At 69.0% G+C, this 25336-nt stretch carries 21 protein-coding genes; 3 read left to right on the plus strand and 18 right to left on the minus strand.

Annotation, left to right across the window (positions count from 1 at the left end; translation table 11 throughout):
- Positions 1–240: 240 nt before the first annotated feature.
- The gene (locus tag ACIRP2_RS30380; RefSeq protein ID WP_404255834.1) at positions 241–2733 is read left to right on the plus strand and encodes a ThuA domain-containing protein; all 2493 of its coding nucleotides are present in this window, start codon (positions 241–243) and stop codon (positions 2731–2733) included.
- On the plus strand, positions 2730–4961 hold the full coding sequence (locus ACIRP2_RS30385) for an OmpL47-type beta-barrel domain-containing protein (RefSeq protein WP_404255836.1): 2232 nt from the start codon (positions 2730–2732) through the stop codon (positions 4959–4961). Before ACIRP2_RS30380 ends, ACIRP2_RS30385 begins: the two co-directional genes overlap by 4 nt.
- A 12-nt stretch (positions 4962–4973) precedes the next feature.
- Here ACIRP2_RS30385 and ACIRP2_RS30390 read toward each other — a convergent pair whose 3' ends face one another.
- Both ACIRP2_RS30390 and ligD read right to left on the minus strand, forming a co-directional pair.
- Positions 4974–6053 carry an ABC transporter permease gene (locus ACIRP2_RS30390; RefSeq protein WP_404255838.1) on the minus strand — a complete coding sequence of 360 codons (1080 nt, stop codon included), beginning with the start codon at positions 6051–6053 and terminating at the stop codon, positions 4974–4976.
- Positions 6050–7060 carry a non-homologous end-joining DNA ligase gene (gene ligD, locus ACIRP2_RS30395; RefSeq protein ID WP_404256252.1) on the minus strand — a complete coding sequence of 337 codons (1011 nt, stop codon included), beginning with the start codon at positions 7058–7060 and terminating at the stop codon, positions 6050–6052. The genes ACIRP2_RS30390 and ligD overlap by 4 nt, the downstream gene beginning before the upstream one ends.
- Before the next feature lie 98 nt (positions 7061–7158).
- On the opposite strand from ligD, the gene ACIRP2_RS30400 reads away from it, so the two are divergent.
- The gene (locus tag ACIRP2_RS30400; RefSeq protein WP_404255840.1) at positions 7159–8226 is read left to right on the plus strand and encodes an ATP-dependent DNA ligase; all 1068 of its coding nucleotides are present in this window, start codon (positions 7159–7161) and stop codon (positions 8224–8226) included.
- On the opposite strand, the gene ACIRP2_RS30405 is transcribed toward ACIRP2_RS30400, so the two are convergent.
- From ACIRP2_RS30405 to ACIRP2_RS30480, 16 genes are all read right to left on the minus strand, one after another.
- Complete coding sequence (locus tag ACIRP2_RS30405; RefSeq protein WP_404255842.1) at positions 8209–9435, minus strand: lytic murein transglycosylase; 1227 nt, start codon at positions 9433–9435, stop codon at positions 8209–8211. The two genes, ACIRP2_RS30400 and ACIRP2_RS30405, sit on opposite strands and share 18 nt — an antisense overlap.
- 22 nt (positions 9436–9457) lie before the next feature.
- The gene (locus ACIRP2_RS30410; RefSeq protein ID WP_404255844.1) at positions 9458–10207 is read right to left on the minus strand and encodes a hypothetical protein; all 750 of its coding nucleotides are present in this window, start codon (positions 10205–10207) and stop codon (positions 9458–9460) included.
- Positions 10208–10246: 39 nt separating this feature from the next.
- Positions 10247–10777, minus strand: a complete 531-nt coding sequence (locus ACIRP2_RS30415; protein ID WP_404255846.1) for a nuclear transport factor 2 family protein — start codon at positions 10775–10777, stop codon at positions 10247–10249.
- A gap of 53 nt (positions 10778–10830) precedes the next feature.
- A complete protein-coding gene (locus ACIRP2_RS30420) occupies positions 10831–11478 on the minus strand; it encodes a hypothetical protein (protein ID WP_404255848.1) in 648 nt (215 codons plus the stop codon).
- A gap of 23 nt (positions 11479–11501) precedes the next feature.
- Positions 11502–12023: a hypothetical protein gene (locus ACIRP2_RS30425; RefSeq protein ID WP_404255850.1), complete on the minus strand. Its 522-nt coding sequence runs from the start codon at positions 12021–12023 to the stop codon at positions 11502–11504.
- Complete coding sequence (locus tag ACIRP2_RS30430) at positions 12020–13282, minus strand: MCE family protein (protein ID WP_404255852.1); 1263 nt, start codon at positions 13280–13282, stop codon at positions 12020–12022. Before ACIRP2_RS30430 ends, ACIRP2_RS30425 begins: the two co-directional genes overlap by 4 nt.
- Positions 13282–14424 (minus strand): MCE family protein, encoded by a 1143-nt coding sequence (locus tag ACIRP2_RS30435; RefSeq protein ID WP_404255854.1) that lies wholly within the window; start codon positions 14422–14424, stop codon positions 13282–13284. Before ACIRP2_RS30435 ends, ACIRP2_RS30430 begins: the two co-directional genes overlap by 1 nt.
- Positions 14421–15539, minus strand: a complete 1119-nt coding sequence (locus ACIRP2_RS30440; RefSeq protein ID WP_404255856.1) for an MCE family protein — start codon at positions 15537–15539, stop codon at positions 14421–14423. The genes ACIRP2_RS30435 and ACIRP2_RS30440 overlap by 4 nt, the downstream gene beginning before the upstream one ends.
- 1 nt (position 15540) lies before the next feature.
- Positions 15541–16560, minus strand: a complete 1020-nt coding sequence (locus ACIRP2_RS30445) for an MCE family protein (protein ID WP_404255858.1) — start codon at positions 16558–16560, stop codon at positions 15541–15543.
- Positions 16557–17588 carry an MCE family protein gene (locus tag ACIRP2_RS30450; protein WP_404255860.1) on the minus strand — a complete coding sequence of 344 codons (1032 nt, stop codon included), beginning with the start codon at positions 17586–17588 and terminating at the stop codon, positions 16557–16559. The genes ACIRP2_RS30445 and ACIRP2_RS30450 overlap by 4 nt, the downstream gene beginning before the upstream one ends.
- A complete protein-coding gene (locus ACIRP2_RS30455; protein WP_404255862.1) occupies positions 17585–18898 on the minus strand; it encodes an MCE family protein in 1314 nt (437 codons plus the stop codon). The genes ACIRP2_RS30450 and ACIRP2_RS30455 overlap by 4 nt, the downstream gene beginning before the upstream one ends.
- A complete protein-coding gene (locus ACIRP2_RS30460) occupies positions 18898–19701 on the minus strand; it encodes an MlaE family ABC transporter permease (RefSeq protein ID WP_404255864.1) in 804 nt (267 codons plus the stop codon). Before ACIRP2_RS30460 ends, ACIRP2_RS30455 begins: the two co-directional genes overlap by 1 nt.
- Positions 19702–19704: 3 nt before the next feature.
- Positions 19705–20565, minus strand: coding sequence for an MlaE family ABC transporter permease (locus ACIRP2_RS30465; protein ID WP_404255866.1), 861 nt, complete (start codon positions 20563–20565; stop codon positions 19705–19707).
- On the minus strand, positions 20562–21557 hold the full coding sequence (locus ACIRP2_RS30470) for an ABC transporter ATP-binding protein (RefSeq protein ID WP_404255868.1): 996 nt from the start codon (positions 21555–21557) through the stop codon (positions 20562–20564). Before ACIRP2_RS30470 ends, ACIRP2_RS30465 begins: the two co-directional genes overlap by 4 nt.
- Before the next feature lie 739 nt (positions 21558–22296).
- Positions 22297–23778 carry a DUF6801 domain-containing protein gene (locus ACIRP2_RS30475; RefSeq protein WP_404255870.1) on the minus strand — a complete coding sequence of 494 codons (1482 nt, stop codon included), beginning with the start codon at positions 23776–23778 and terminating at the stop codon, positions 22297–22299.
- 493 nt (positions 23779–24271) lie between these two features.
- Positions 24272–24940: a hypothetical protein gene (locus tag ACIRP2_RS30480; protein WP_404255872.1), complete on the minus strand. Its 669-nt coding sequence runs from the start codon at positions 24938–24940 to the stop codon at positions 24272–24274.
- Positions 24941–25336 lie beyond the last annotated feature (396 nt).

Here is a 25336-nt window from a genome sequence, read left to right on the forward strand (position 1 = left end):
CGCCCGGCTCTCGGGGACTGCGGAGATACGGAGGTTACGGGGATCGCGGCGACTTCAGGGGGCGTCGGGGTGGGCGGGGCGCGGGCGCCCCCCGGACGGCCCACACCGTAGCCGGGGAATCTTCGTTTATCCACACCCAGGACAAAGTTCGTGCCATTACTGCCATAGCTATTGGCGAGTCACGAAAAGAGGTCTAGCTTCATCCGCTGTTGCAGTGACCAAAGAGGGGTGGGTGACCACATGCAGCGCACACCACATCACAGGTCCAGATCGCGACGCGGACTTGCGGCGGCCTTGGCGGCCGGCGCACTGACCGCCTCCTTATTCGGCGCCAACACCGCCGACGCCAGGCCGTATCCGGAGCCGCCACGAGGCATGGCGACAACGTTGTCCCTCCCGTCACCGCCGGGCGGCGCCAATGTCAGGGTGCTGGTGTTCCACGCCTCCGCCACCGAGGAGTCCCCGACCGTCGACGCCGGAATCGCGGCGATCGAGAAGATCGGCCTCACCGGGCCCGAGGCGGGCCGGTTCCGCACCGTCGCCACCGACGACCCGGCCGTCTTCACCAACGGCAAGCAGCTCGGCAAGTACAACGCCGTGGTCTTCCTCACGGGTGGCGGCGATGTGCTCGACCCGGAGCAGGAAGCCGGTCTGGAGGCGTACATGGAGGCCGGCGGCGGCTTCCTCGGCATCCATGACGCGGCACGCACCGAGCCGTACTCGGACTGGTTCACCGGTCTGATCGGAGCCCGTCCGGCAGCCGGCAGCCCAACCGGCGTACAGCGTGCGACGGTTGAGATCGGAGACCGGCAGCATCCGGCGACCAGGAACCTGCCGCTGGAGTGGAAGCGCCCGGACAAGTGGCTGAACTGGACGAAGAACCCGTCCGGCGACGTGCACACCGTGGCCCGTGTCCGGGAGATCACGTACAAGCCCGGCGCGAGCGCCAACGGCTGGGACCATCCGGTCTCCTGGTGCCGGAACTACGACGGCGGCAGGTCCTTCTACACGGCGATGGGCGGTACGGTCGACAGCTTCGCGGAGACCGATTTCCGCGACCACCTGCGCGGCGCGCTGAACTGGACGACGCGGATCTCGCAGGCCGACTGCAAGGCGACGATCACCTCCAACTACAAGGCGGAGCGCGTCACCCAGCCCAATCAGCCGGGCCAGAACGACCAGATCGGCGAGCCGCACGGCCTGGTCGTCGCACCCGACGGTCGGGTGCTGTACATCGGTCGCGGCGGCGCCGACAGCAGCAAGCCGGTCGTCACCGACTGGAACAACCCCGACATCGGCAAGGGTCTCGGAGAGATCCATGTCTACGACCCGAAGACCAAGAAGGTCACCCTCGCCGGTGCGCTGACGATCTTCGGCAACAAGGGCGGCGGCGACGAGCTGATCAAGGTCGAGGAGGGCTTGCTCGGGATCGAGCTGGACCCGGACTTCGAGAAGAACGGCTGGGTGTATCTGCATTACACACCCCATTCGAAGATCGACCGCGACAAACAGATGGCGGTGCGTCAGGTCTCCCGCTTCACCCTGGACCTGGCCACCAACGAGCTCGATCCGGCCTCCGAGAAGGTGCTGTTGCACTGGCCGGTCCAGATCCACAGCTGCTGCCACGCCGGCGGCGGGATGGCCTGGGACTCCAAGGGCAACCTCTACATCGCCACCGGTGACAACAACTCCTCCGGTTTCAGCGACGGTTACTCCGGCAACAACCCGGCACCCAACTACAAGGGCGTCTCGTTCGCCGATGCCCGGCGCACCGCGGGCAACACCAACAACCTCAACGGCAAGATCCTGCGGATCCATCCCGAGGACGACGGTACGTACACGCTGCCCGAGGGCAATCTGTTCACCGGCAAGGAGCCGGACGAGGGCGGCGGCAGGACCCGCGGCGAGATCTATGTGATGGGGGTCCGCAACCCGGCCCGGATCTCCGTCGACAAGACGACCGACACGCTGTACGCGGGCTGGGTAGGCCCCGACGCCGGCTCGCCGTCCACCACCTGGGGTCCGGCCAAGTACGACACGTTCGCCGCGATCACCAAGGCGGGGAATCACGGCTGGCCGTACTGCATGGGCAACAAGCAGCCCTACCGGGACCGCAATCTGCCCGACCCGAGCAAGCCGCTCGGCTGGTACGACTGCGACCACCCCAGGAACGAGTCCCCGAACAACGACGGCCTGGTGAATCTGCCGCCGATCACCTCCAACACCATCTGGTACTCACCGCAGGGCGGTGGCGTCGACTACCCGCGCGACGCGAACGGCGTCCCGAGCTACAAGGCGGAGGAGCAGAAGCAACTGCTGCCGTGGCTCAAGGGCGGCGGTCAGGCCACGATGAACGGTCCGGTCTACCGGTACGACGCGGCGAGCAGCAGCGCCGACAAGTGGCCCTCCTACTGGGACGGCAAGTGGTTCGTCGGTGACTTCTACGACGACACCCAGCCGCGGCACGCCGTGCTCACCGACCCGAAGACGGCCGGCAAGGGCGGTCTGCCCACGCACGCGGAGTCCCTGAAGAAGATCATCCCGGTCGGGGCGGACGGCATCCGCAACCTGATGGACTGGAAGTTCGCCCCGGACGGTTCCCTGTACGTCCTGGACTACGGGCGAGGCTTCTTCACCTCCGACTCCAAGTCCGCGCTGTGGCGCGTGACGTACAAGGGCGGCGGGCCGACCCCGGCCGCCGCGGACCTGGCCAGGAAGGCGGCAGTGGGATGAGACACCGTTCGGTCTTCTCGCGACGGCGCTACCGGCCCGTCCGGTTGTGGCTCGCCCTGCTCGGTTCGCTCCTGATGGTCCTGGGGCTGAGCTCGACGGCGGCGTACGGCCGCACGGCGGCTCCCGACACCGCGGCGGCCGACCAGGTCCTCACCTGGACGGCGGGCGACCCCATCGACCACTATCTGTCCGCTCCGAAGACCGCGGTGGCCGGCAAGGCGACCATCGTCTTCGAGAACAGCGCGGCGACCGGGAACACCACGGGGATGCCGCACACCCTCACCTTCAGCGTCTCGGACCCCGAGTTCAACAACGACGTCTCGTTGAACATCCTCGCCAACCCCGCCGACGACCAGGGCGGCAAGCACACCGCCGAGGTCACGCTCTCCCCCGGCCGGTACTTCTACCACTGCACCATGCCGGGGCACGAGGCGATGCAGGGCATCCTCGTCGTGACGGACGGCGGCGGCGCGGACACCACCGCGCCCGAGACCTCGGCGAAGGTCGACGGCGACAAGAACGCCGACGGCGCCTACGTCGGTCAGGCGACGGTCACCGTCACGGCGACCGACGACGGCTCGGGTGTGGACACCGTCGAGTACGCGGTCGGGGCGGACGGCGCCTGGCAGCCGTACACCACACCGATCGTGGTGAGCGAGGTCGGAACGCACACCATCCGCTACCGCGCCACCGACAAGGCGGGCAACACGGCCGCCGAGAAGTCCGTCGACTTCGCGGTCGCCGCACCGCCGACGGACGACAGCACGCCGCCGGAGACCTCGGCGACCGTCTCCGGGGAGCAGGACGACCAGGGGCGGTACCTCGGGATGGCGACGGTCACCGTGACCGCCTCCGACACCGGGTCCGGTGTCAACACCATCGAGTACGCGATCGGTACGGACGGTGCCTGGAAGCCGTACACGGCGCCGGTGATGGTGCACGAGACCGGCGCGCACCGGGTCCGCTACCGGGCCACCGACAGGGCGGGCAACACGGCCGCGGAGAAGTCCGTCGACTTCACCGTCGTCGCTCCGCCGACGCAGGACAGGACGCCGCCGGAGACCTCGGCCTCGGTCGCGGGCGACAAGAACTCCGACAACGCCTACATCACCAGCGCCAAGGTGACCATCACCGCGACCGACGCCGAATCGGGCGTGGACAGGATCGAGTACTCGCTCGACGGCGGTCCGTACCTCGCGTACACCGGCACCGTCATCGTCGACCGCGTCGGCTACCACACGATCGCCCACCGGGCGACGGACAAGGCCGGCAACACCTCCGTCGCGAAGCAGGTGTCGTTCACCGTCGCGCAGAGCGGGGGCGTACCGGCGCCGAACTGTCCGGAGTTCGACGAGCGGCTCACCGTCATCGTCGGCACGGTGGACACCGGGGTTCCCAACCGGATCACCGGCAATCGCTGCACGATCAACGAGCTGATCGAGGACGAGAAGGACTGGTCGTCGCACGCGCTGTTCCTCAAGCACGTCGACACCGTCCTGGACAAGCTGCTCACGGCCGGTGTGATCGACGCCCGCGAACACAAGAAGATCTACCGGGCGGCCAAGCAGTCCGGGATCGGCAAGCCGGGCCAGGACGAGGGCTACAAGAAGCTCTTCGACGGCACGGCGGCGTCCTTCGCCAAGTGGCAGCAGGTCGGTGGCGGCAGGTTCGGGCTCAACGCCGACGGCACGATCACCAGCTCCACCACGGTGGACGGCATGGGCATGCTCTGGTTCCCGGGCCGCCAGTACGGCGACTTCTCGCTCAAGCTCCAGTGGCGGGACGACGCCCCCGGCACCGGCAACGCCAACAGCGGTGTGTTCGTCCGCTTCCCGAACGTCCACGACAACCCGGAGGAGTCGCGCCCGGAGTGGGTCGCCATCAAGTACGGCCACGAGGTGCAGATCCTCGACCGTCCGGACGGCGACATGTACAAGACCGGCTCGATCTACGGCTTCGACCGGATCGGTCTGGCCGGCGCCGGGGTCACCCCCAAGGGCACCTGGAACGATTACGAGATCCGGGTGGTCGACCAGCACTACTCGATCTACCGCAACGGTGTCCTGCTGAACGAGTTCGACAACAACGGCGGTCAGGTCTTCGAGCCGCCGCGGGGTGACGACCCGGGAACCGACGGCCGGCGGTACGCCTCCGGTTACATCGGACTCCAGGTCCACAGCGCCACGGACGTGGTCTCGTACCGCGACATCCGGATCAAGGAGCTGTAGCCCGAACGGGTGTCAGGTGGCCGTGACCGCGTGCTGGGGCATGCGGTCACGGCCTCCCGGGTGCCGGTGGCGCCACACCCAGAACACCGTGCTGGAGACCAGCAGCCATCCGGCGAGCACCAGGTACGGGAAGACCCGCTGATGGCCCTGGTAGTAGACGGCGGCGTGCTGGGCGTTGACCGAGGCACCCGGGGGGAGCCAGCGACCGATGAAGCCGAGCACCGACGGCAGCAGCGGCCAGGACACCGCGCCGCCGGACGACGGGTTGCCGAGCATCACCATGAGTCCCCAGGTGGGAAGCATCGCCCAGCGCCCGATCAGGGTGTTGAACATGGTGAAGACCATGCCTGTGGTGAGCATGGTGAACGCGAGGATCAACCACGACTGTACAAACGGCAGGTCGACGGAGCCGAGCAGCCAGTCCACCACGGCGGCGATGGCGAACCCGCCGAGCAGGGAGTAGGCGATGGTGAACCCGATCCGCTCCAGGGGCTGCAGTGCCTTGGCGTGCACGCTCAGCTGAATCGCGCCGACGAAGCCGACGATCACCGCCGCGAGCGAGATGTAGAAGAGGGCGAGGCCGCGCGGGTCGCCCCGCTGCAGGGGCTTGACGTCCGTGACCTTCACCGGCACATGGGTCGCCTGCCCCACCTTCAGCGTGGACTCGGTGAGCAACTGGGCGACCGAGGCCCCGGACGCGCTCGCCACGTCCAGGCCGACCCCGCCGTTCTCCGACCGCAGGACGGCGAAGATCTTCTGCTCCTCCAGCGCGGTGCGGGCATCGGCACCGTTCGTGTACTCGTGCAGCACCAGCGAGGTGTTGAGCGCGGCCTCCAGCCGGTCGAGGAAGACCTTGTCGCGCGGGGTGTCGAACCGGCCGACCGCGGCGACCGGGATGTTGCGCGGAGTCGGGTTGGCCATCGCATACGTGTAGGAACCCGCGAAGAGACCGGCCGCGGCCGCGATGATGAACAGGAGCACGACGGCGGGCAGATACGGGGACGCCTTGAACGCCGCCCAGCGGTCACCGCGGGCCGGGGGCCGGCCGTGTGCTCCGTGCGGGGCGGAGGGCTCCAGGTCGGGTGCGCTCATGCAGCGCCGTCCTCGTCGCGCCGGGCCCGGCTCGGCTGAACCCGCTTCGGTTCGCCCGGCATCTTCGGGTACTCCGGCGGGTAGGGCAGGTCACCGAGCCCCCGCTCCCGTTCGTCCCGGTCGGCCAGCTCCAGCAGCCCGTCGAGCCGGAAGGCGTGCTCGTCCATGTCCGCGTGGACGTCGCCCGAGTCCGCGTACCGCTTCGGCATGGTCCGGATGTCGAAGTCGCGCGGTTCTGCGTCGTCGATCTCCGACCAGCGCAGCGGGGCGGAGACCGGGGCGTGCGGAAAGGGGCGTACGGAGTAGGCGGAGGCGATCGTGCGGTCCCGGGCGGTCTGATTGAAGTCGACGAAGATCCGCTCGCCCCGCTCCTCCTTCCACCACGCGGTGGTGACCCGGTCCGGCATCCGGCGTTCCAGTTCGCGCCCGGCGGCGATGGCCGCGCGCCGGACCTCGGTGAAGGTCCACCGCGGCTCGATGGGGACGAAGACATGGATGCCCCGGCCGCCGGAGGTCTTGGGCCAGCCGCGCAGCCCGTGGTCGTCGAGGACGGACCGCAGCTCATGGGCGGCCCGCACCGCGTCCGCGTACTCCGTTCCGGGCTGGGGGTCGAGGTCGATGCGCAGTTCGTCCGGGTGGTCGGTGTCGGCGCTCCGGACCGGCCAGGGGTGGAAGGTGAGCGTGCCGAGGTTGGCGGCCCAGACGACGGCGGCGAGTTCGGTGGGGCAGATCTCGTCGGCGGGGCGGCCGCTGGGGAACGTGATCCGGGCGGTCGGGATCCAGTCCGGAAGCTTCTTCGGTGCCCGCTTCTGGTAGAAGAACTCGCCGTCGAGGCCGTCCACGAAGCGCTGGAGGGTGGTCGGCCGGTCGTGCAGCGCGCGGGTGATGCCGGGGCCCACGGCCAGGAAGTACTCGGCCACGTCCCTCTTGGTGTAGCCCTTTTCGGGGAAGTAGACCTTGTCCGGGCTGGACAGCCGTACGGTCCGCCCGTCGGCTTCCAACTCCACCGCTTTTCCCGCTGCACCCATGACGGTCACGGTAGGCCGGGCTCACATATGCCGCATATCGGGAGACGTACCGGCACCCATGGACAAGAATCGAAGCCATGGATCTGCCGGTGATGCCGCCCGTGAAGCCGATGCTCGCCAAGTCCGTCTCGAAGATCCCGCCCGGAATGCAGTACGAGGCCAAGTGGGACGGCTTCCGCGCGATCGTGCACCGGGACGGCGAGGAGGTGGTGATCGGCAGTCGCACCGGAAAGCCGCTCACCCGCTACTTCCCCGAGCTGGTCACCGCCGTCCGGGAGAACCTGCCGCCGCGCTGTGTGATCGACGGCGAGATCGTGATCGCGTACGACGGACGGCTGGATTTCGACCGGCTCAGCGAGCGCATCCACCCGGCCGATTCCCGGGTCAGGCTGCTCGCCGAGCGGACCCCGGCCAGTCTGGTCGCCTTCGACATCCTGGCCGTGGGCGACGATTCACTGCTCTCCGCCCGGCAGTCCGACCGCCGTGCCGTGCTGGAGGCGGCGCTGTCCGATGCGTCGGCCCCGGTGCACCTCGCACCTGCGACCACGGACCCGGCAGTCGCCCGGGAATGGTTCGAACGGTACGAGGGCGCGGGGCTGGACGGTGTGGTCGCCAAACCGCTCGATCTGCCCTACCGCCCCGACACCCGGGTGATGTACAAGATCAAGCACGAGCGGACCGCGGACTGCGTGGTGGCGGGCTACCGCTTCCACAAGAGCGGTCCGGTCGTCGGCTCGCTGCTGCTCGGCCTGTTCGACTCCGAGGGCGTCCTGCAGCATGTCGGGGTCTGTGCGGCCTTCTCGATGAAGCGCCGCGCGGAACTGGCCGCGGAGCTGGAACCGCTGCGCGTCGGCTTCGCCGACCATCCATGGGCGGCCTGGACGGATGCCGAGGCCCACGAGCGCGCCCGGCTGCCCGGGGCGCCGAGCCGCTGGTCCGGGAAGAAGGACCAGTCGTGGGTGGCGCTGCGCCCGGAGCGGGTCTGTGAGGTGGCGTACGACCACATGGAGGGCGACCGCTTCCGGCACACCGCCCGGTTCCGCCGGTGGCGGCCGGACCGCACCCCTGACAGCTGCACCTACGCGCAACTGGAGAAGGTGGTGCGGTACGACCTGGCCGAGGTCCTGTCAGCCGGCGGAGGATGAACCCGACGGCGTGGCACACGGGTCCTCGCTCGGGCTCGGGTCGGGCGACGGGGACTCGCCGGCTCCGGTCGAGCCGCTCGGGTCGGGTGACGCGGAGCCCGTCGGGCAACCGGGGCTCGTCCCGGGTTCGGGGGCCGAGGTGCTGGGGTCGGGACTCGTCCCGGGGTCCGGGGTGGCCGACCCGCCGTCGGTCGGTTCCGGGGAACCGCTGCCCGGATCGGTGGGGTGCGGGGAGCCGCTCGGGGGCGGGGAACTCGTGGGTGAGCCGGAGGGCTTCGGCGACGTCGAGGGCGAGGGGCCGGGCGAACCACCGGGCTGCGGACCGATGACGATGCCGCCGTCGGGGGCGCCGGGACCGCCCACCGGGCGCGTCGGCCTGTTCGGTCCGCCCGCACCGGGGCTCTTCGGCACGGTGCCCTTGCCGTCGGCCACCGGGTGGATGCCCTTGCGGTAGAACTCCAGCCAGGACAGCACGGTGCGCAGATAGGTGTCGGAGTGGTTGTAGCTGAGAATCGCCCGGTCCAGATCGCCCTTCACGGACAGATCGCGCGCACCGGCACAGAGGTAGTACCCGGCGGCCAGGGCCGCGTCGTAGACGTTGTTCGGATCGCGGCGGCCGTCACCGTTCCCGTCCCTGCCCCAATGCGCCCAGGTGGACGGGATGAACTGCATCGGGCCGACCGCCCGGTCGTAGGTGGTGTCGCCGTCGTACACGCCGCCGTCGGTGTCCGGGATCTCGGCGAAGCCCGCGCCGTCGAGCACCGGCCCGAGGATGGGGCTGAGCGTCGTACCGTCGGCGTCGACCCGTCCCCCGCCGGCCTGGCCGGACTCGACCTTGCCGATCGCCGCGAGCAACTGCCACGGCAGGTGGCATCCGGGGTCGGTGCGCCCCAGCACGCCCTCCGCCTTGCGGTAGGCGGCGAGCACCGTGGCGGGGATGCCCGCCTCGGCCCACGAGCGGGCGGCGGCCGGACTCCGTTTCACACCGCGCTCCGGCGGTTCGGGCGAGACCAGCGGTGGCAGTTCGGTGTGGTACGAGTCGTCGTTGGGCACGTGCGTCCAGATGACCTCGTCGGCCTCCTGGCGTTCCTTCGCGGTCTGTTCGTGGCGGACGTGTCCGGGCGCCTGGGACGCGGTGAGCGCGGCCATCGCGGCGACCGCGGCCGCCGTGCCGCCGAGTCCGCGGCGCATGGTGCCGATGAACCTCATGCGTGCTCCCCTCTCCCCCGGGTCACTGGGTGAACGTGTCGATGGCGGAGATCCGCCAGGTGTCACCGCGGCGAACGGCGTCCACGGCGAACATGGCGGCCGCGTAGGTCGTCTCGTCCGACTTGCCGGTACGGGTGTTGCTCTGGTCGGCGAAGATCAGCAGCCGGGCCCGGTCGCCGTCGAGGAGTTCCACACCGCTGTCCGTGACGGTCGTGGTCAGCACGAGCTTCTGCTTCTGCCCCTCGGCCCGGACCTGGGCGAGCATGTCCGCGTGCTGCCGGACCGCCTTGCCGACCAGGTGGCTCTGCACCGCGCGCTCGGACGTGCCGGGTGCGGCGTAGTTGTACGAGAACACCGCGCCGACGGCCTCGGAGATCTGCCCCTTCACCTCACTGGTGCGGCCGATGTCGGTGAGGGCCGTGTTCCGGCGGGCCGGGTCGTCGCGCAGGCCGGCGGCCGAGCTGAACGCCCAGGCCGCGAAGGCGCCGAGCAGCACGGTGAGTACGCAGAGGACGGCGGGCAGCCCGGCACGCAGGCGGGATGTCCGCCCGCCTCGCGGTTCCGCCTCCTTCTTCTCCGGATCCGGTGCACCGGTGTCGTCCGTGGCCGCGTCGTCGGTGGGCGTCCGCTCCGCGGCCGCGGTCTTCCCGGGCGCCTCGGACGAGGGGTCCGGTGCCGTGGGCTCTCTCGGCGGGGCGGTGGCGGTGGCGCGTTCCGCGGCGACGGTGGCCAGTCGGCGCTGACGGTTGACGAGGTGACGGGTCGTCGACATGTCCGGGGTCCTCTCGGTGGCGGGGTGGGGGCGGTGGCGTCAGCCGGCCGTGTTGCCGACGGGCGCCTGGCCGAGGGCGCTGAGCTTCCACCCCTCGGAGGTACGGGTGAGCTGCCCCAGCATCCGGCTCTCCTTCACCGCGGGCTTGCCCTTCGGCGCGGTCACGGTGACCCTGAGCGCCACCATGACCCCGGCCCTGCCGGCCCGGTCGTCGAGTTCCGTCACCGCCCCGGACAGGACCTGGGCCGTGCTGACGGTCTTCGCCTGCTCGATCTGCTTCACGAACGCGTCCCGCCCGTCGACGAGTTGCTTGTGCAGATCACCGGTGGTGGAGTCCTCCCAGCTGTCGAGGCCCTTCGCCAGCTTCCGGTGGTCGAGCGTGTTCATGTTCTGCACGGCCTGCTCGCCCGCGGCCAGTGCGTCGTCGCGGGCCCGCACGTACGCCGCCGATTCGTCGTGCGCGGCGTCGTACCGGGCCACTGCGCCCCAGCCGGCCGCGCCGGCCGCCGCGACGGTCAGCACGATCGCCACCGCCACCAGCGGGTTGCTCGTCATCCGTACCCGTGCCATTGCTGCCTCTCCCCTGCCGGCCGATCCGTGCCGATTCACGCGTGCGGGCTCTGCTATCTGGAGGTGATCTCGACGACGGTCCAGTGGCCGTCCCTCAGCCGGGCCGTGACGGAGAGCTGTGCCGCCGCCGTGGTGGCCGGCTTGCCCTCGCGTTCGTAGACCTGGTCGAGGAAGACGAGCAGATGGGCGCTGTCACCCGTCAGCCGGGTCACTCCGGCGCGTACGACATGGGTGGTGAGCGTCAGTTTCTGGTCGGCGGCCTGCTTCTCGACCTGGCCGAACAGGGCCGCGTACTGCTGGAGCGCCTTGCCCGCCAGGAGTTGCTTCGCCGACTCCTTGGTGACGGCGGTCGCCTGCGGGCTGTACGAGAAGACCTTGCCGAGCGCGTTGCTGACGTCGCCGGCCACCCGGGTGGTCGCCCCGCTGTCGGTCAGCGCGCGGTTCGAGGTGGAAGGAGTGTCCCTCAACTGCCTGCCCTTGGCGAAGAGTGTGCCGCCGGCCGCGAGGAGCACGACGACCAGTACCGCGGCCACGACACGCGGCCAACGGCCGCCCGTCCCGGACGCGTCCGTGCCGTCCTCGTGGGCGTCGGGTCCGTCGGCCTCCTCGATCTCCCCGACGTCCGCGGCGCTCTCGGTGCTCTGGGTGCTCTGGGTGCTCTCGGCGCTCTCGGCGCTCTCCGCCTCCACGTCCGTGCTCACGACCGCCGTCCCTCCGCGCCGCTTCATGCGCCGCCCCCGACCGGAACGGCGGTGAGCGCCTTGACCTTCCAGCCGTCCGCGGTCCGTTCGAGCGTGGCCCCGAAGCGTTTGCGCTCGGTTCCGCCCCTGCCGGTGCGCGGAGTGACCTCGACGTCGACCGTGGCGATCAGCTCCGCCGTGCCGGTCCGCTCGTCGAGCGCGGTGAGCGCCGCGTCGGTGACCCTGCCGCGTGCCGTGGCCCCGGACTTCGTCAGTTCGCCCGCGTCCTTTTCACGGGTGCGCCCGAGTTGGTCGTGCAACGGCCCGGTCGAGGAGTCGAGCCAGGCGCCGAGGCCCTCCTCGACGCTCTTGGCGCTCCTGCCGTCCAGACTGTTCAGCCGGGCGAGGTGGTGCTTTCCGTCGGTCAGCGCGGCATCGCGCGCCTTCGCGTACGCCAGGTCCTCGTCACCGCGCGCGTCGGCGTAGGACCAGCCGCCGAGTGCGCAGATCAGCGCGGCGGCGAGCAGCGCCGCCCAGACGCTCAGGGTCTTCGTACGGGACGTCATGCGCCGCCTCCCGCTCCGAGTCCGAGCAGACCGGCCATGCCGTCGTCGGTCGTCGAGGTGTTCCCGGCGACGCCGAGCGCTCCGGGCAGCCGGTCCGCCGAGCCGTGCTTGAGGAGCATCGAGCCGGGCTTGGCGGGCGCGGGCACGGCGCCGCCCTTCGGCGCGTTGGCACTGCCTCGGACATTGATCCCGGTACCGGGCGACGAGGTGCAGCGGGCCTTGGTGTTGAACGGTGAACCGGCCGAGGTGTCCAGGCCGCTGCGGTAGGGGGTGGAGCCGTATCCGGCGGTGCAGGGCAGCGGTTCGAAGAAGGTGACCGACATGCCGAACCGGGCGCCGTTGCCGTCCACCGCGCTCGATCCCGCCGCTGCCACCGCGGGCAGTTTCACCAGGAGTTCCTCCAGTCCGCGCTGCCGGGTGACGGCGACCTCGGAGGTGGTGAGGAGATTGGCGACGACGACGCCGAAGCTCGGATCGAGGTCCCGCACCAGTCCACTGATCTGGCCGGTCGCGTCGGGGGCGACCGCGATCAGCCTGCGCAGGTCGTTGTCGGATCCCTTGAGTTCGGCGGCCAGTTGCTCGGCGCCGGAGGCGAAGCCCTTGAGTGCCTCGCCCTGTTCGGCCTGGGTGCGCAGCACGGTCTCGCCGTCGATCATCAGCCGGGTGTTGACGGGCAGCGCGTCGTCGGCCGCCTGCACGAAGTCGCTCCCGGTGTCCAGCAGCACCTGGAGGTCGTCGCCGCGCCCCTCGAACGCGGTGCCGAACTCGTCGACGACGGTGCGCAGGGATTCCAGGTCGACGGAGCCCGCCAGGTCGTTGACGCTGGTGAGAACGTTGGTGACGGGGGCCGGGACGGTGGTGTCGGCCTGGTCGATCACCGAGCCGTTCGCGAGGTACGGGCCCTCGGTGCGGGTGGGCCGAAGATCCACGTACTGCTCCCCGACCGCGGAGAGGTTGGCCACGACGGCCTTGAGGCTGTCCGGGATGGGCGGGGCGTCGTTCTCGATGCGCAGTTCGGCCTCGACCCCGTCGTCGGTGAGTTCGATCGGCCCGACCCGGCCCACCGAAACGCCTCGGTAGGTGACGTTGGAGTGGGTGTACAGCCCGCCGGTCCGCGGGAGTTGCACTGTGACGGTGTAGTAGCCGCGCAGGCCGATGTAGTGGCCGAGGTCGGCGTAGCGCACCCCGAGGTAACCGAGGACGAGCACCGCGGTGATCAGGAAGGCGATGTTCTTCAGCCGGATGGCGAGGGTGATCATCAGCTGGTCCCCTTCGTGCCCGACGGGGCGACCGAGGGCAGCGGCAGCGGCAGCGCCGAGCCGAATTTCGCGTCCGTGGGTGCCGGCGTGGCGTCCGGGTCCAGTGCGGGGATGACCTGGGTGCCGGGCATGGCCGTCACATCCAGGTAGACATTGAGGTAGTCGCCCTTCACCCCGCGCAGCACCTCGTCCGTGAAGGGGTAGGTGAGCAGCACCTGGAGGGAGTCCGGCAGGTCTCTGCCGGAGTCGGCGAGCGCCTTGAGGCTGGGGGCGATGGCCTTGAGGTCGGCGATCATGTCGGCCTTGCTCTTGTTGATCGTGTCGACGGCGACGGTCGAGAGGGTGTCGAGCGAGCGCAGCATGGTGAGGAGCGAACCGCGCTGCTTCTCCAGGACCTTCAGGCCCGGGCTGAGTCCGGTGAGGACCGTGCCCACGTCCTGTTTGCGGGTGGCGAGGGTGGCGGCCAGCCGGTTGACGCCGTCGAGTGCGTCCGTGATGTCCTGCTTGTGGCCGTCCAGGTTCGTGACGAGGGTGTCGATCCGGTTCAGCATGGAGCGGACCTGGGGTTCCTGTCCGGCGAGTGCCTTGTTGAGCTCGGTGGTGATGGTTTTGAGCTGGTTGATGCCGCCGCCGTTGAGGAGCATCGACAGGGCGCCGAAGACCTCTTCGACCTCGGGGTTGCGGTTGGTCCGGGTCAGCGGGATCCCGTCTCCGTCGGCGAGCCGGCCGCGGGCGGTGCCGCTCGCGGGCGGCGACAGCTGGATGTACTTCTCGCCGAGGAGACTGGACTGTTCGAGGTGGGCGTAGGCGTTCCTGGGCAGCTCGACCTTGCCGTTGACCCGCATGGTGACCTTGGCGTTCCAGCTGTCCGAGCCCAGCGAGATCTTGGTGACGCGGCCGACGGCGACGTCGTTGACCTTGACCGAGGACTGCGGGGAGAGGCTGAGCACATCCGCGAATTCCGCGGTGATCTCGTAGGGATGGTCACCGAGGTCGGCGCCACCGGGCAGCGGCAGCTGGTCGATGCCGGTGAACGTCGGCAGGCCGGCGCCGGTGACGACCAGGGCGAGGCCGACCCCCACGGCCAGCACCGCGACGACGCCGGTCGTGCGGGGTCCGGGTCTGCGCAGGGCCGGGCTCATCGGTTCGCCCCCTTCTTGTCCGTGGTGGTCTTCGCCGGAGTCCCGTAGACGGTGCCGACGGTCGGCAGCGGCAGGGCGGGCAGCGCCTTCTGCCGTGTGGCGTCCACCGGTGCGAGGCCGGCCAGTCCGGTGGCCGGGCCCTCGGTGAGCGGTCCGCCCATGGAGAGCTCGTTGAGGTTCGTGCGGCCGTTGAGGGTGCGGTTCACCGGGTCGTAGGCGTTGACCACGTTGGCGGCGGCGAGAGGCAGCGTGTCCATCGACTCGGCGAGTGAGGCACGCTGGTCCACCAGGGTCTGGGTGAGCGGCACCAGGGCGTCCACGTTCGCCTTCAGGGCGCCGCGGTTCTTCTGGATGAAGGTCTTGACCTGGCCCAGGGCGGTGCCCAGCTCCTTCAGGGCGGCGCTGAGGTTCTCCTTGTCGTCGGCGAGGAATCCGGTGACCGAGTTGAGCTGCTGTTCGGCGGCGCGCACATCGCCGTCGTTCTCCTTCAGCATGGTGGTGAAGGTCTGCAGGTAGGACAGCGTGTCGAAGAGGTTTCCGCTGCTCCGGTCGAGGGTCTTGGTGGCCTTGCCGAACTGCTCGATGGAGTTCCCGATGGCCTTTCCGTTGCCGTCGAGGTTCTTGGCACCGGTGTCCAGGAGTCCGGAGAGCGCTCCGTCGACGTTGGCTCCCTCGGGGCCCAGGGCCTTGGACAGCTTCGTGATGGATGCGTACAACTGGTCGACCTCGACCGGCGTGGCGTTGTTCGCGGCGGGGAGCACGGCGTGGTCCGCGATCAGCGGTCCCCCGTCGTACGCGGGAGCGAGCTGGACGTAGCGGTCGGCGACGAGGCTGGGGGCGACGACCACGGCATGAGCGCCCTCGGGAACCTTGACGCCCTTGTCGACCCGCAGGGTGACCCTGACCTCTTCGCCGCGCGGCGTGACCGACTCGACCCTGCCGACCTTGACGCCGAGGATCCGCAGGTCCGATCCGGCGTACACACCGGTGGCCTGGTCGAAGTAGGCGGTGATGGTCGTCGTTCCTTCGTCGTCCATGGCCCTCACCCCGGTGGTGGCCGCGACGGCCACCACGACGAGTCCGGCGCCGATGCCGACGATGCGCGTCATTCTCATCTCATCGGCCGCCTTGCTGCTCGGGTGGCTTGCATTCGGGTCCCGCGGGTGTGCCGGCGGGAAGGTAGTTCTTCGGGACGACCCCACAGACGTAGTTGTCGAACCACCGTCCGCTGCCGAGGGTGTTGCCGACGAGGCGGTTGTACGAGCCGGCGAGCGACAGCACCTTGTCGAGGCTCTTGCGGTTCTTCACCAGCACCGCCGTGACCCGGCCGAGCGAGTCCAGGGTGGGCCTCAGCTGCTTGTTGTTGTCCTCGACGAGGCCGGTGAGCTGTGTTCCCAGATTCCGGGTGCCGGTGAGCAGCAGATGGATGGAGTCGCGGCGCGCCTGGATCTCGCCGAGCAGCAGATTGCCGTCCTCCAGCAGGGTTTCGAAGCTGCTCTTCTTGTCGGCGAGCGTCTTGGTGAGCTGCTTGCTGCCCTTGAGGAGAGTGGCGAGCTGGGCGTCCCGTTCGGAGACCGTCCTCGACAGGGCGGAGAGCCCGTCGGCGGCGCTCTTCACGTCCGGCGGAGAGTCCTTGAAGGTGGCGGAGATCGTCTCGAAGCTCTTGGCGAGCTGCTGCGTGTCGATCTCCCCGATGGTCTCGCCGAGTCCGTTGAACGCCTGGGTGACGTCGTAGGGGGAGGTGGTGCGGCTCACCGTGATGCGCTCGTGCGGGTCCTGCGGGGCGTCGCCCAGCGGGTCGACGGCGAGGTACTTCTCCCCCAGCAGCGTCTTGATGGCGATGCCCACGGTCGAGGAGTTGCCGATCCAGACGTCCTTCACCCTGAAGCCGACCTTCACCTTGGCGCCGTCGAGCGAGACCCCGGTGACCTCGCCGACCTTCACTCCGGCGACCCGTACCTCGTCGCCCTCGCCGAGTCCGGCGGACTCGGTGAAGTCGGCGTGGTAGGTGGTTCCGCCGCCGATGAAGGGCAGCGAGTCGGCACGGTAGGCGGCCAGGCCGACGAGGGCGAGGACGATCAGTCCGACGACGGCCACGGCGACGGGGTTGCGTTCCCGTACGGGTTTGATTTTCATGCCCGGCACCTCGGTTTCGTGACCACGATGCCGGTGGGCGGGGCGCTGCCGTCCGAGGTCGTCACACCGCTGACCCTGGCCTCGCAGAGGTAGAGGTTGAGCCACGAGCCGTACGAGGCGAGGCGGCCGATCGCTTCCATCTTGGCCGGGGTCTTCCGCAGGAAGTTCTCGATCTGCGGTGTTCCCTCTCCCAACTGGTCCGACAGGCGGCCGAGTTGCTTGATGTCGTCCTTGAGCGGCTTGCGGCCGTCGTCGAGGAGGTCCGCGGTGACGGTGGTGAGCGCCCCCATCGCGGTCACCGCCTGGCCGAGCGGTTTGCGGTCGCCGGAGAATCCGGTGACGAGTTTCTGGAGGGTGACGACGAGGTCGTCGAAGCCTGCCTCACGGTCGTTGACGGTCTTCAGGACCGTGTTGAGGTTCTTGATCACCTCGCCGATCACCTCGTCCTTGGCGGCGACCGTTCCGGTCAGCGAGCCGACGTGCTGGAGGATGCTGTCGACGGTGCCGCCCTCGCCCTGGAGCACCTGGACGATGGAGCCCGCGAGCTGGTTGACGTCCGGCGGCGAGAGCCCCTCGAAGAGCGGCTGGAAGCCGTTGAAGAGCTGGGTGAGATCGAGCGCCGGGGTCGTGCGGGAGAGCGGAATGGTCGCTCCGGCCGCGAAACTGCGGCCGACCGGTCCCGCACCCCGGTCGAGGTCGATGTACCGCTGACCGACCATGTTGAGGTACTTGATCGAGGCGGTCACCGAGGCGGGGAGCCTACGTCCCTTGCGGACGGCGAAGCCGACCTCGGCCAGCCGTCTGTCGGCCACCTCGATGGACTCGACCTGCCCGACCTCGACCCCGGCGATCCGCACGCTGTCGCCGACGATCAGCCCGGTGACATCGGTGAACCTCGCCTTGTACGTCGTGGTTCCGCCGACCCCCGTGTTGGCGATGGACAGCGCCAGGACGGAGGTGGCCAGAACGGTCACCAGAATGAAGACGATCGATTTCGCGAGCGGTCCCGCGAGGGAGCGGCGCTTCACTTGAGCTTCACCTCCGCACCGCGGAAGGCCGGACCGATGAGCACGCTGCTCCAGTCGGGCAGGGTCTGCGGCTGGACTTTCAGTGAGGGAGCGACCAGTTCGTTGACGAGTCGGCTCTCCTGCGGGGAGTTGGGCATGCCGAGGGCGGAGTCCCGGTCCGAGGGTGTGGTGACGGCGGGTTCGCCGCCGCGCCGGCCGGCGGCGGGTTCGACCGCCCCGGCCGTACGGGCGTCGGCGGTCGGAACGGTCCGGCCCATGTACGGCACGGAGTAGCAGTGCGGTCCGCCGGTCGCGTCGTAGACCGGGGTGTCCCGGCCGGGCACGTACTTGCCCTTGGACTTCACGCTCTTGACGGTGACGTGGAGTCCGGGCCGGTCGGTGCCCTTGCCGAGCGCCTTGTCCATGGCCGGGACGAAGCCGGCCATGGTCCGCAGGGTGCAGGGGAATTCGTCGGAGTACCGCGCGAGCAGTTCCAGTGTCGGCCTGCTGGTGGCGGAGAGGTGGATCAGGTTGTCCTTGTTCTCCCGCAGGAAGGAGGTGAGGTCCTGCGCGGAGGCGGTGGTGGCCCCGTACAGGTCGGCCAGTTCCGCCTCTTGTGCGGCGATCGTGCCGCTGGTGGTGGTGAAGTCGGTGAGTGCGTCGAGAACGTCGGGAGCGGCGTCCTCGTAGACCTTGCTCACCTTGACGAGTTCCTTGATGTCGGCATTGAGCGTCGGGAGTTGGGGGTTGAACCGGGCCAGGTGGGCGTCGAGGGTACGCAGTGTGTCGCCGAGCTTCTCGCCGCGTCCTTCGAGCGCCTGGGAGACCGCGCCCAGGGTGGCGGCGAGCTTCTCCGGCTTCACCGCGGTCAGCAGCGGCAGGACGTTGTCCAGGACTTCCTCCAGCTCGATGGCGTTGCTGGAGCGGTCCTGCGGGATGACGGCCCCCGCCCGCAGTGTCCGTGCGGACGGCACCTGGGGCGGTACGAGCGCCACGAACCGCTCCCCGAAGAGCGTGGTGGGCAGCATCTGGGCGGTCACGTCGGCCGGGATGCGGTCGAGCTTGTCGGGCTCGATGGCGAGGGTCAGCCGGGCCCCGTCCCCGTCGGCCGAGATGGAACGGACCTGCCCGACGACGACACCGCGGAGCTTCACGTCCGCGTTGTCGTGCATCTCGTTGCCGACGCTCCCGGTGCGTACGGTCACGGTGGCGTCCTGGGTGAAGTCCTTCCTGTACACCGAGACCGACACCCACACGAGCACGGCGGGTACGAGGAGGAAGGCGACTCCGGCGAGTCTGCGGCGGACGGTCTGCGTGCGGTGAGCGTTCATCAGCCGGCCACCTTCACCGTCGTCGTGGCGCCCCAGATGGCGAGGGAGAGGAAGAAGTCGGTGAGACTGATCAGCACGATGGCGTTGCGCACCGACCGGCCGACCGCCACGCCCACCCCGGCGGGCCCGCCCGTGGCGTGGAAGCCGTAGTAGCAATGGGCGAGGATCACCATCACGCTGAATATCAGCACCTTGAGCACCGAGAGCAGCACATCGTCCGGGGAGAGGAAGAGATTGAAGTAGTGGTCGTAGGTGCCCGCGGACTGTCCGTTGAACAGGACGGTGACGTATCGGGACGCGAGGTAGGAGGAGAGCAGCCCGATCGCGTACAGCGGGATGATCGCGACGACGCCGGCGATGATCCGGGTGGTGACGAGGTAGGGCATGGACCGCACGCCCATCGCCTCCAGCGCGTCGACCTCCTCGTTGATCCGCATCGCGCCGAGCTGGGCGGTGAAACCGGCGCCGACGGTCGCGGAGAGCGCCAGTCCGGCCACGAGGGGGGCGATCTCACGGGTGTTGAAGTAGGCGGAGATGAAGCCCGTGAAGGCGGAGGTGCCGATCTGGTCGAGGGCCGCGTACCCCTGGAGGCCGACGACCGTGCCGGTGGCCAGGGTCATCGCGATCATCACCCCGACGGTTCCGCCGATGACTCCGAGACCGCCGCTGCCGAAGGCCACCTCGGCCAGCAGCCGCTGGACCTCGCGGAGATAGCGGCGCAGCGTCCGCGGGACCCAGATCAGTGCCCTTACGTAGAAGGTGAGTTGCTCACCCGATCGATCGAGCCAGCTGAGCATCGACATCGGTCAGCTCCCCTTCGCGGGGACGATCTGGAGGTAGATCGCCGTGAGAACCATGTTCACGAAGAACAGCAGCATGAAGGTGATGACGACGGACTGGTTGACCGCGTCACCGACGCCCTTGGGGCCGCCGCGCGGGTTGAGTCCGCGGTAGGCGGCGACGATGCCCGCGATGAAACCGAAGATCAGCGCCTTGACCTCGCTGATGTACAGGTCGGGGAGCTGGGCGAGGGCGGAGAAGCTGGCGAGATAGGCCCCGGGGGTGCCGTGCTGCAGCATCACGTTGAAGAAGTAGCCGCCGAGCGTCCCGACGACGGAGACCAGGCCGTTGAGCAGGACGGCCACCAGCATCGTGGCCAGGACGCGCGGGACGACGAGCCGCTGGACGGGCGAGACGCCCATGACCTCCATCGCGTCCAGTTCCTCGCGGATCTTCCGCGAACCGAGGTCCGCGCAGATGGCCGAGCCCGCCGCACCGGAGATCAGCAGTGCCACGATGATCGGGCTGGCCTGCTGGATGACGGCGAGGACACTGGCGCCGCCGGTGAACGACTGGGCGCCGAGCTGCTGGGTCAGCGAGCCGACCTGGAGTGCGATGACCGCGCCGAACGGGATGGAGACGAGGGCCGCGGGCAGGATGGTGACGCTGGCGACGAACCAGAACTGTTCGATGAGCTCCCGTACCTGGAAGGGCCTGCGGAAGATGTCCCGGCTCACGGTCCCGGCGAGGGAGAACAGCTTCCCGGTCTCGCGCAGCGGGGCGAGCAGCCGCGTCGGGGACCGCCGCTCCGGTGTCTTCGGCCCGTCCGCACCGGCCGTGTCGGCCCCGGTCGGCTCGGGGGGTCTCACCGGCATGGGCGCCGTCATGGGCGTCCACCGCCCGCGGCCGGGGAGTAGCTGTTCATGATGGCCGTGCGAGCGGCCTCGGGCAGTTGGCCCATCATCGACAGCACCCGTTCCCGGCGGCGCAGGGCGGCCTGCCGTACGGGCATGCCGGGCGACGGCTCCAGCTGCGGTACGACGGTGCGCGGGCCGTTGGCGGAACTGATGCCGACGCCGTAGCCGTTCACCTCTTCGGCGGCGAGCGTCGCGGCGTCCTTCTCCTCGGCCATCCCGATGGGGCCCTCGCGGCGTCCTGCGAGGAACTGGGAGACGACCGGCACGTCGCTGGTGAGCAGCACCTCGCGCGGCCCGAAGGTGACGAGATTGCGGCAGAAGAGCATGCCCATGTTGTCCGGGACGGTGGCCGCGATGTCGAGGTTGTGGGTGACGATGAGCATCGTCGCGTCGATCTGTGCGTTGAGATCGATGAGCAGCTGGGAGATATAGGCGGTGCGGACCGGGTCCAGCCCGGAGTCCGGTTCGTCGCAGAGAATGATCTGCGGGTCCAGGACGAGGGCTCGGGCCAGTCCGGCACGTTTGCGCATACCGCCGGATATCTCGCCGGGGAGCTTTTCCTCGGCGCCGAGCAGGCCGACGATGTCGATCCGCTCCATGACGATCCGGCGGATTTCCGATTCCTTCTTGCGGGTGTGCTCGCGCAGCGGGAAGGCGATGTTGTCGAAGAGGGACATCGAGCCGAAGAGCGCGCCGTCCTGGAACATGAGCCCGAAGAGCTTCCGGGTCTCCATGATGTCGCGCTCAGGACTGTTCACCATGTCCACGCCGTTGATGAGGACGCGCCCCTGCTCGGGCTTCAGCAGACCGATGATGGATTTCAGGAACACGGTCTTTCCGGTGCCGGAAGGACCGAGCATGACGCTCACCTCGCCGGCGGGCAGTGTGAGGGTGACGTCCTGCCAGATGTTCTGCTTTCCGAAGGACTTCGTGAGGCCCTCGACGACTACTTCGATTCCCATCGGCCCTCCTTCGAATTTGTTGTGAACGAAGTCATCTGTCAGCGCTCCGGCTCTGAGAAATCCAATGACGGCTCGTCACCCATGCACCGGGAGGCGCACGGTATGTCCGCCGAAACCGCCAGGGCAAGCCGTTGAACAGCGGAAACCGACGAACAATGTGCTGGATGTGGATCACTTGTCACTCTTTGACAAAGGCGTCCCCCGACCTTGTCGAAAACTGCGCAAGCGCTCCTGTGCGCGGACCGGGGTCCGGACCGCGATCCCGATGAGGGGCGCACCACCCCGGAACCGAGGGTTCGGGCGACGGGCCGCCCGATGGGAACTGCCGGCCGCAAAAGGGCGCGACCAGGACTCCAGGTGCATCGAACAACCAGGTGCGGACGTCTTTCCGACCTGCTCAGGTGGGACGCTACGGCTCGGTAACCTGACTTCGCAATACTGGACACTGAACTTTCTTCACGTCGGTCGCGCGACCCCGATTCCTTGTTTCCATGTGAGTAATGGCCGCGATAAACCTGTCGGAAAGTGAGGAATTCCGCCGACGGCGAAGGGCTGTCCCGTCATCCCTGGCGCCCGCCAGGGATGACGGGAAAGCCCTGAGGCAGGGACGGGGTTCCGGTCGCCCCGGCCGCGGACCGGCCTTCGGTCACGGGGTCACGGATGCCACAAGCACATGGGCCCTCCCGGTCCCGTGGACCGGAAGAGCCCATGTGCCGACGCGAAACGCCTCAGGTGCACCTCACCGTTCGGGGGTGGGGATCTTCGGCGGGCAGTCGGGGCCGTCCGGGTTCGTCGCCACGCACAGCGCGGCCTGCGTCATCTTCGTGTAGTTGTCGGCCTCCTTGCCCACGCTGGAGATCGCGGAGGTGAAGACCGCGTCCAGGTTCTCGTCCACCCCGCAGCCCTTGAACGGCGGTATGTGCGCGTAGCCGGACAGGGTTCCGCCGTACGCGACGAGGTAGCCGGCGCGCGGATAGCTCTGGCCCCATGCCTTCAGGACCTGCTCGAAGGGCTCGGCCGTCCGGCAGTTGTCGCCGACGTCCAGCGGAACGCCGTTCACCTTGACGTCGTGTATCCGCATGGAGAGCTGGGTGGTGACCGTCGTGCTCTCCGGATACTCGGGCGTGTTGGTGACCGTGTGCGTCTGCACGACGGCCGGCGGGCCCACCTGCTCCAGTTCCACGACGGCCGTGGTGGGCATGAACCCGTACGTCAGAAAGGTGGATCTGGCCGGTGGCAGCTGTCGCCGGCCCTGGTACTCGAATTCCGCCTCGGACGTCACATCGACCGTGGAGGCGCACGAGTCGTTGATGTAGACCTTGTTCAGCGTCACCTTCATGTGTGCGGGCCCCAGGGCCACGGCACCGTCCATCTTGGCGGCGTTGGCATAGCCCGCCACATAGGTGTCCGCCGTCGTCATCACCCATTCGGGCGGGATCACGATGGGACAGCTGCCGCCCGGGTCGTCCTCGCCGTCCAGCGTCCTGTCGGTGAGGGCCTTGATCTTCTTACGGGTGTCCGAGGAGAACCCGGCTCCCGGCCTGGTGTCCGTCGTGGCCGGCTTCGGGGTGGTCACCTCGGGCTCGGGGGTGGAACCGGAGCGGGAGCCCTCGACGAGCACGGTCGCGAGCGTGGTGTCCTGGTCCGGTGCGGGCTCGCACACGACCTGGAGACTGGGAGGCGACGTCGGGGAGTTGTCGGCCTTGCGGGGAGTGAGCGCCAGGCCGAGACCGGCGGGCGAGAGGGTGGCCTTCCCCGGGGAGCCGAATGTCGCCGTGGGCACGTCGCCGGTCGCGGTCAGCTCCAGTCCGCCCTCGGCCGGGATCGGCACCGACGGCGCGTCGAGATTCGCCCAGGCGGCATCGGCCGACCGGTCACCGCTGCGGTGCCGCACCGTGAGCTGCGCGTCGGCCGACAGACTCGTCGCCTCCTGGCCGGTGAACTGTTCGAGGGCCGCCCGAGGCAGTTTCACCACGACCGAGACATGGTCCGGCCGAACCGCCTCACCCGTTCCCACCGACGCGGGCAACGAGGCGGAGACGGTGACATCGATGCCCACGGCACCCGAGGGGAATTCGCATCTGTAAGCGAGCGCGACCTCGGAATTCTGGTCGGCTGCCATCGATTCGGCGCCCGGAATGAATGCGGTGGCGACGACGAGTGCCCCACCCACGGCGAAGTGGAGCGGTCGCCGTGCCGAGACGCGTGCGTCGACGGTCATGCGCATGAGTCCTTCCAGCATGGGTGGACATGAATGCCACATGGTTGCGGATGTGGGTCCACTGATGGGTAGCGGGCCTTCGAGCAGCCGAAATCGGTCCCTACCGATGGGTACGCTACGCACACCGGTCGCGGCTGGGAAGAGTCGGGTTTCGATTCGAGCGACAGCAGGGGATTCTTGTCATTCGATGACAAAGCGGCGGCGTGGAATTGTCGCCTCCTGCGCGAAAGGACATCGGGGCCGGGGCCGGACATCATGTGTCGCACGGGTGCCCAAGGGCTGTCCCGCAATCCCTGGTGGATCAGCGCGCGGCGTCGGATGCGGTACGCCGCAAGGAGGAGGGACGTCCGCATACTGGATGTATGCGGACGTCCCGACAACGCGGCGAGGTGCCGTAGCCGACGCCGCGCGCCCGCCGGGGAATACGGGACAGCCCTCAGTCACCAGGAGTGTGACTGCCCGTACACGTTCCTCCGGTCCCACCGGGAGATCGTCAGCCGACGATGACCGGCGAGGGCGTGCCGGTGGCCGTGCTCTTGATCGTGTACAGGCCCGCGAAGCTCGCCGTGGTGCCGACGATTCCGCAGCCGCCGCCGACCTTGTTGGCGATGGTCAGCGTGAGGCCGCCGCCCGAGGTGTCGAGGGTGCCGTTGGAGCCGCCCGCGCTGGGGTTGTTGTACTTCGCGGCGACGCTGCCGGTGACGTCGAAGGTGCAGGGTCCGAGGACGCTGCTGCCGCTCACCGTCGCGCTGATCGCCTTGATCTGACCGGTGGTCTGGCCGGTGGAGTTGGTGCCGGCGCCCGCCGCGTAGGTGTTGCCCCAGATCTCCCACGGGGGCGTGACCTTGGTGGTGACGGTCCAGGTGGAGCTGAACGGCCCGGTGCAGGGCGAGTTGAACGAGATGGACGTGATGTTCGCCAGCTTCGCCGGGCTGCCGCTGACCGGGGAGGTCGGGGCGTTCCCCGCCGCGGCGGACGTGGCGCACTGGATCTTGTTGCCGTTGTTGTCCGTCAGCACCGTGACGCCGGCGGTCCCGTTGAAGTCGCCGGCCGGCGTGATGGTCCACGGGGCGGTCGGACCGGCGAACGCCGACGGGGTGGCGAGGGCCACCGCGGCGGCCGCGGCACCGACTGCGGTCAGGATTCTCGTCTTCTTACGCATGGAACTTCTCCCTTTTCCTGTCCCGTTGGGGAATGAGTCGGACTCGGACGAAACGACCGTCGCGGCCCGACAGCGGATTTCTTTCGGGGAAGTACTCCCGCCGACGTACGGGGCGGGTTGCAACTGGGCCCGTGAATCTTTCGGGCGCGGAATTCACGCGATGCGATCCGGGCGTGGTGCTGATCATTGTGGCGTATGGGAGGCCGCCGAACGGTACGCTACTCCATCGATCAGGAATCCAGAAGAGCCCGCGTCTCCATTCATTTGCCTTCTTCAATTCCGTGGCGCTCGGAAATAATCGAAGGATGAATTCAAGCGCGCGAAAGGGGACTCCGGCCACAGGGGCGACCCATTCCGTATCAGGCCGGTGCACGGGTGGGCGTGGCGACGCCCATC

The organism is Streptomyces sp. NPDC101194 (assembly GCF_044767885.1).
Lineage (GTDB): Bacteria > Actinomycetota > Actinomycetes > Streptomycetales > Streptomycetaceae > Streptomyces.

Excerpts from the sequence above, each read along its gene's own strand:
- ACIRP2_RS30380 (WP_404255834.1), top strand. The coding sequence starts at position 241 with ATGCAGCGCACACCACATCACAGGTCCAGATCGCGACGCGGACTTGCG.
- ACIRP2_RS30385 (WP_404255836.1), top strand. The coding sequence starts at position 2,730 with ATGAGACACCGTTCGGTCTTCTCGCGACGGCGCTACCGGCCCGTCCGG.
- ACIRP2_RS30390 (WP_404255838.1), bottom strand. The coding sequence starts at position 6,053 with ATGAGCGCACCCGACCTGGAGCCCTCCGCCCCGCACGGAGCACACGGC.
- ACIRP2_RS30400 (WP_404255840.1), top strand. The coding sequence starts at position 7,159 with ATGGATCTGCCGGTGATGCCGCCCGTGAAGCCGATGCTCGCCAAGTCC.
- ACIRP2_RS30405 (WP_404255842.1), bottom strand. The coding sequence starts at position 9,435 with ATGAGGTTCATCGGCACCATGCGCCGCGGACTCGGCGGCACGGCGGCC.
- ACIRP2_RS30410 (WP_404255844.1), bottom strand. The coding sequence starts at position 10,207 with ATGTCGACGACCCGTCACCTCGTCAACCGTCAGCGCCGACTGGCCACC.
- ACIRP2_RS30415 (WP_404255846.1), bottom strand. The coding sequence starts at position 10,777 with ATGGCACGGGTACGGATGACGAGCAACCCGCTGGTGGCGGTGGCGATC.
- ACIRP2_RS30425 (WP_404255850.1), bottom strand. The coding sequence starts at position 12,023 with ATGACGTCCCGTACGAAGACCCTGAGCGTCTGGGCGGCGCTGCTCGCC.
- ACIRP2_RS30430 (WP_404255852.1), bottom strand. The coding sequence starts at position 13,282 with ATGATCACCCTCGCCATCCGGCTGAAGAACATCGCCTTCCTGATCACC.
- ACIRP2_RS30435 (WP_404255854.1), bottom strand. The coding sequence starts at position 14,424 with ATGAGCCCGGCCCTGCGCAGACCCGGACCCCGCACGACCGGCGTCGTC.
- ACIRP2_RS30440 (WP_404255856.1), bottom strand. The coding sequence starts at position 15,539 with ATGAGAATGACGCGCATCGTCGGCATCGGCGCCGGACTCGTCGTGGTG.
- ACIRP2_RS30445 (WP_404255858.1), bottom strand. The coding sequence starts at position 16,560 with ATGAAAATCAAACCCGTACGGGAACGCAACCCCGTCGCCGTGGCCGTC.
- ACIRP2_RS30455 (WP_404255862.1), bottom strand. The coding sequence starts at position 18,898 with ATGAACGCTCACCGCACGCAGACCGTCCGCCGCAGACTCGCCGGAGTC.
- ACIRP2_RS30460 (WP_404255864.1), bottom strand. The coding sequence starts at position 19,701 with ATGTCGATGCTCAGCTGGCTCGATCGATCGGGTGAGCAACTCACCTTC.
- ACIRP2_RS30465 (WP_404255866.1), bottom strand. The coding sequence starts at position 20,565 with ATGACGGCGCCCATGCCGGTGAGACCCCCCGAGCCGACCGGGGCCGAC.
- ACIRP2_RS30470 (WP_404255868.1), bottom strand. The coding sequence starts at position 21,557 with ATGGGAATCGAAGTAGTCGTCGAGGGCCTCACGAAGTCCTTCGGAAAG.
- ACIRP2_RS30475 (WP_404255870.1), bottom strand. The coding sequence starts at position 23,778 with ATGACCGTCGACGCACGCGTCTCGGCACGGCGACCGCTCCACTTCGCC.
- ACIRP2_RS30480 (WP_404255872.1), bottom strand. The coding sequence starts at position 24,940 with ATGCGTAAGAAGACGAGAATCCTGACCGCAGTCGGTGCCGCGGCCGCC.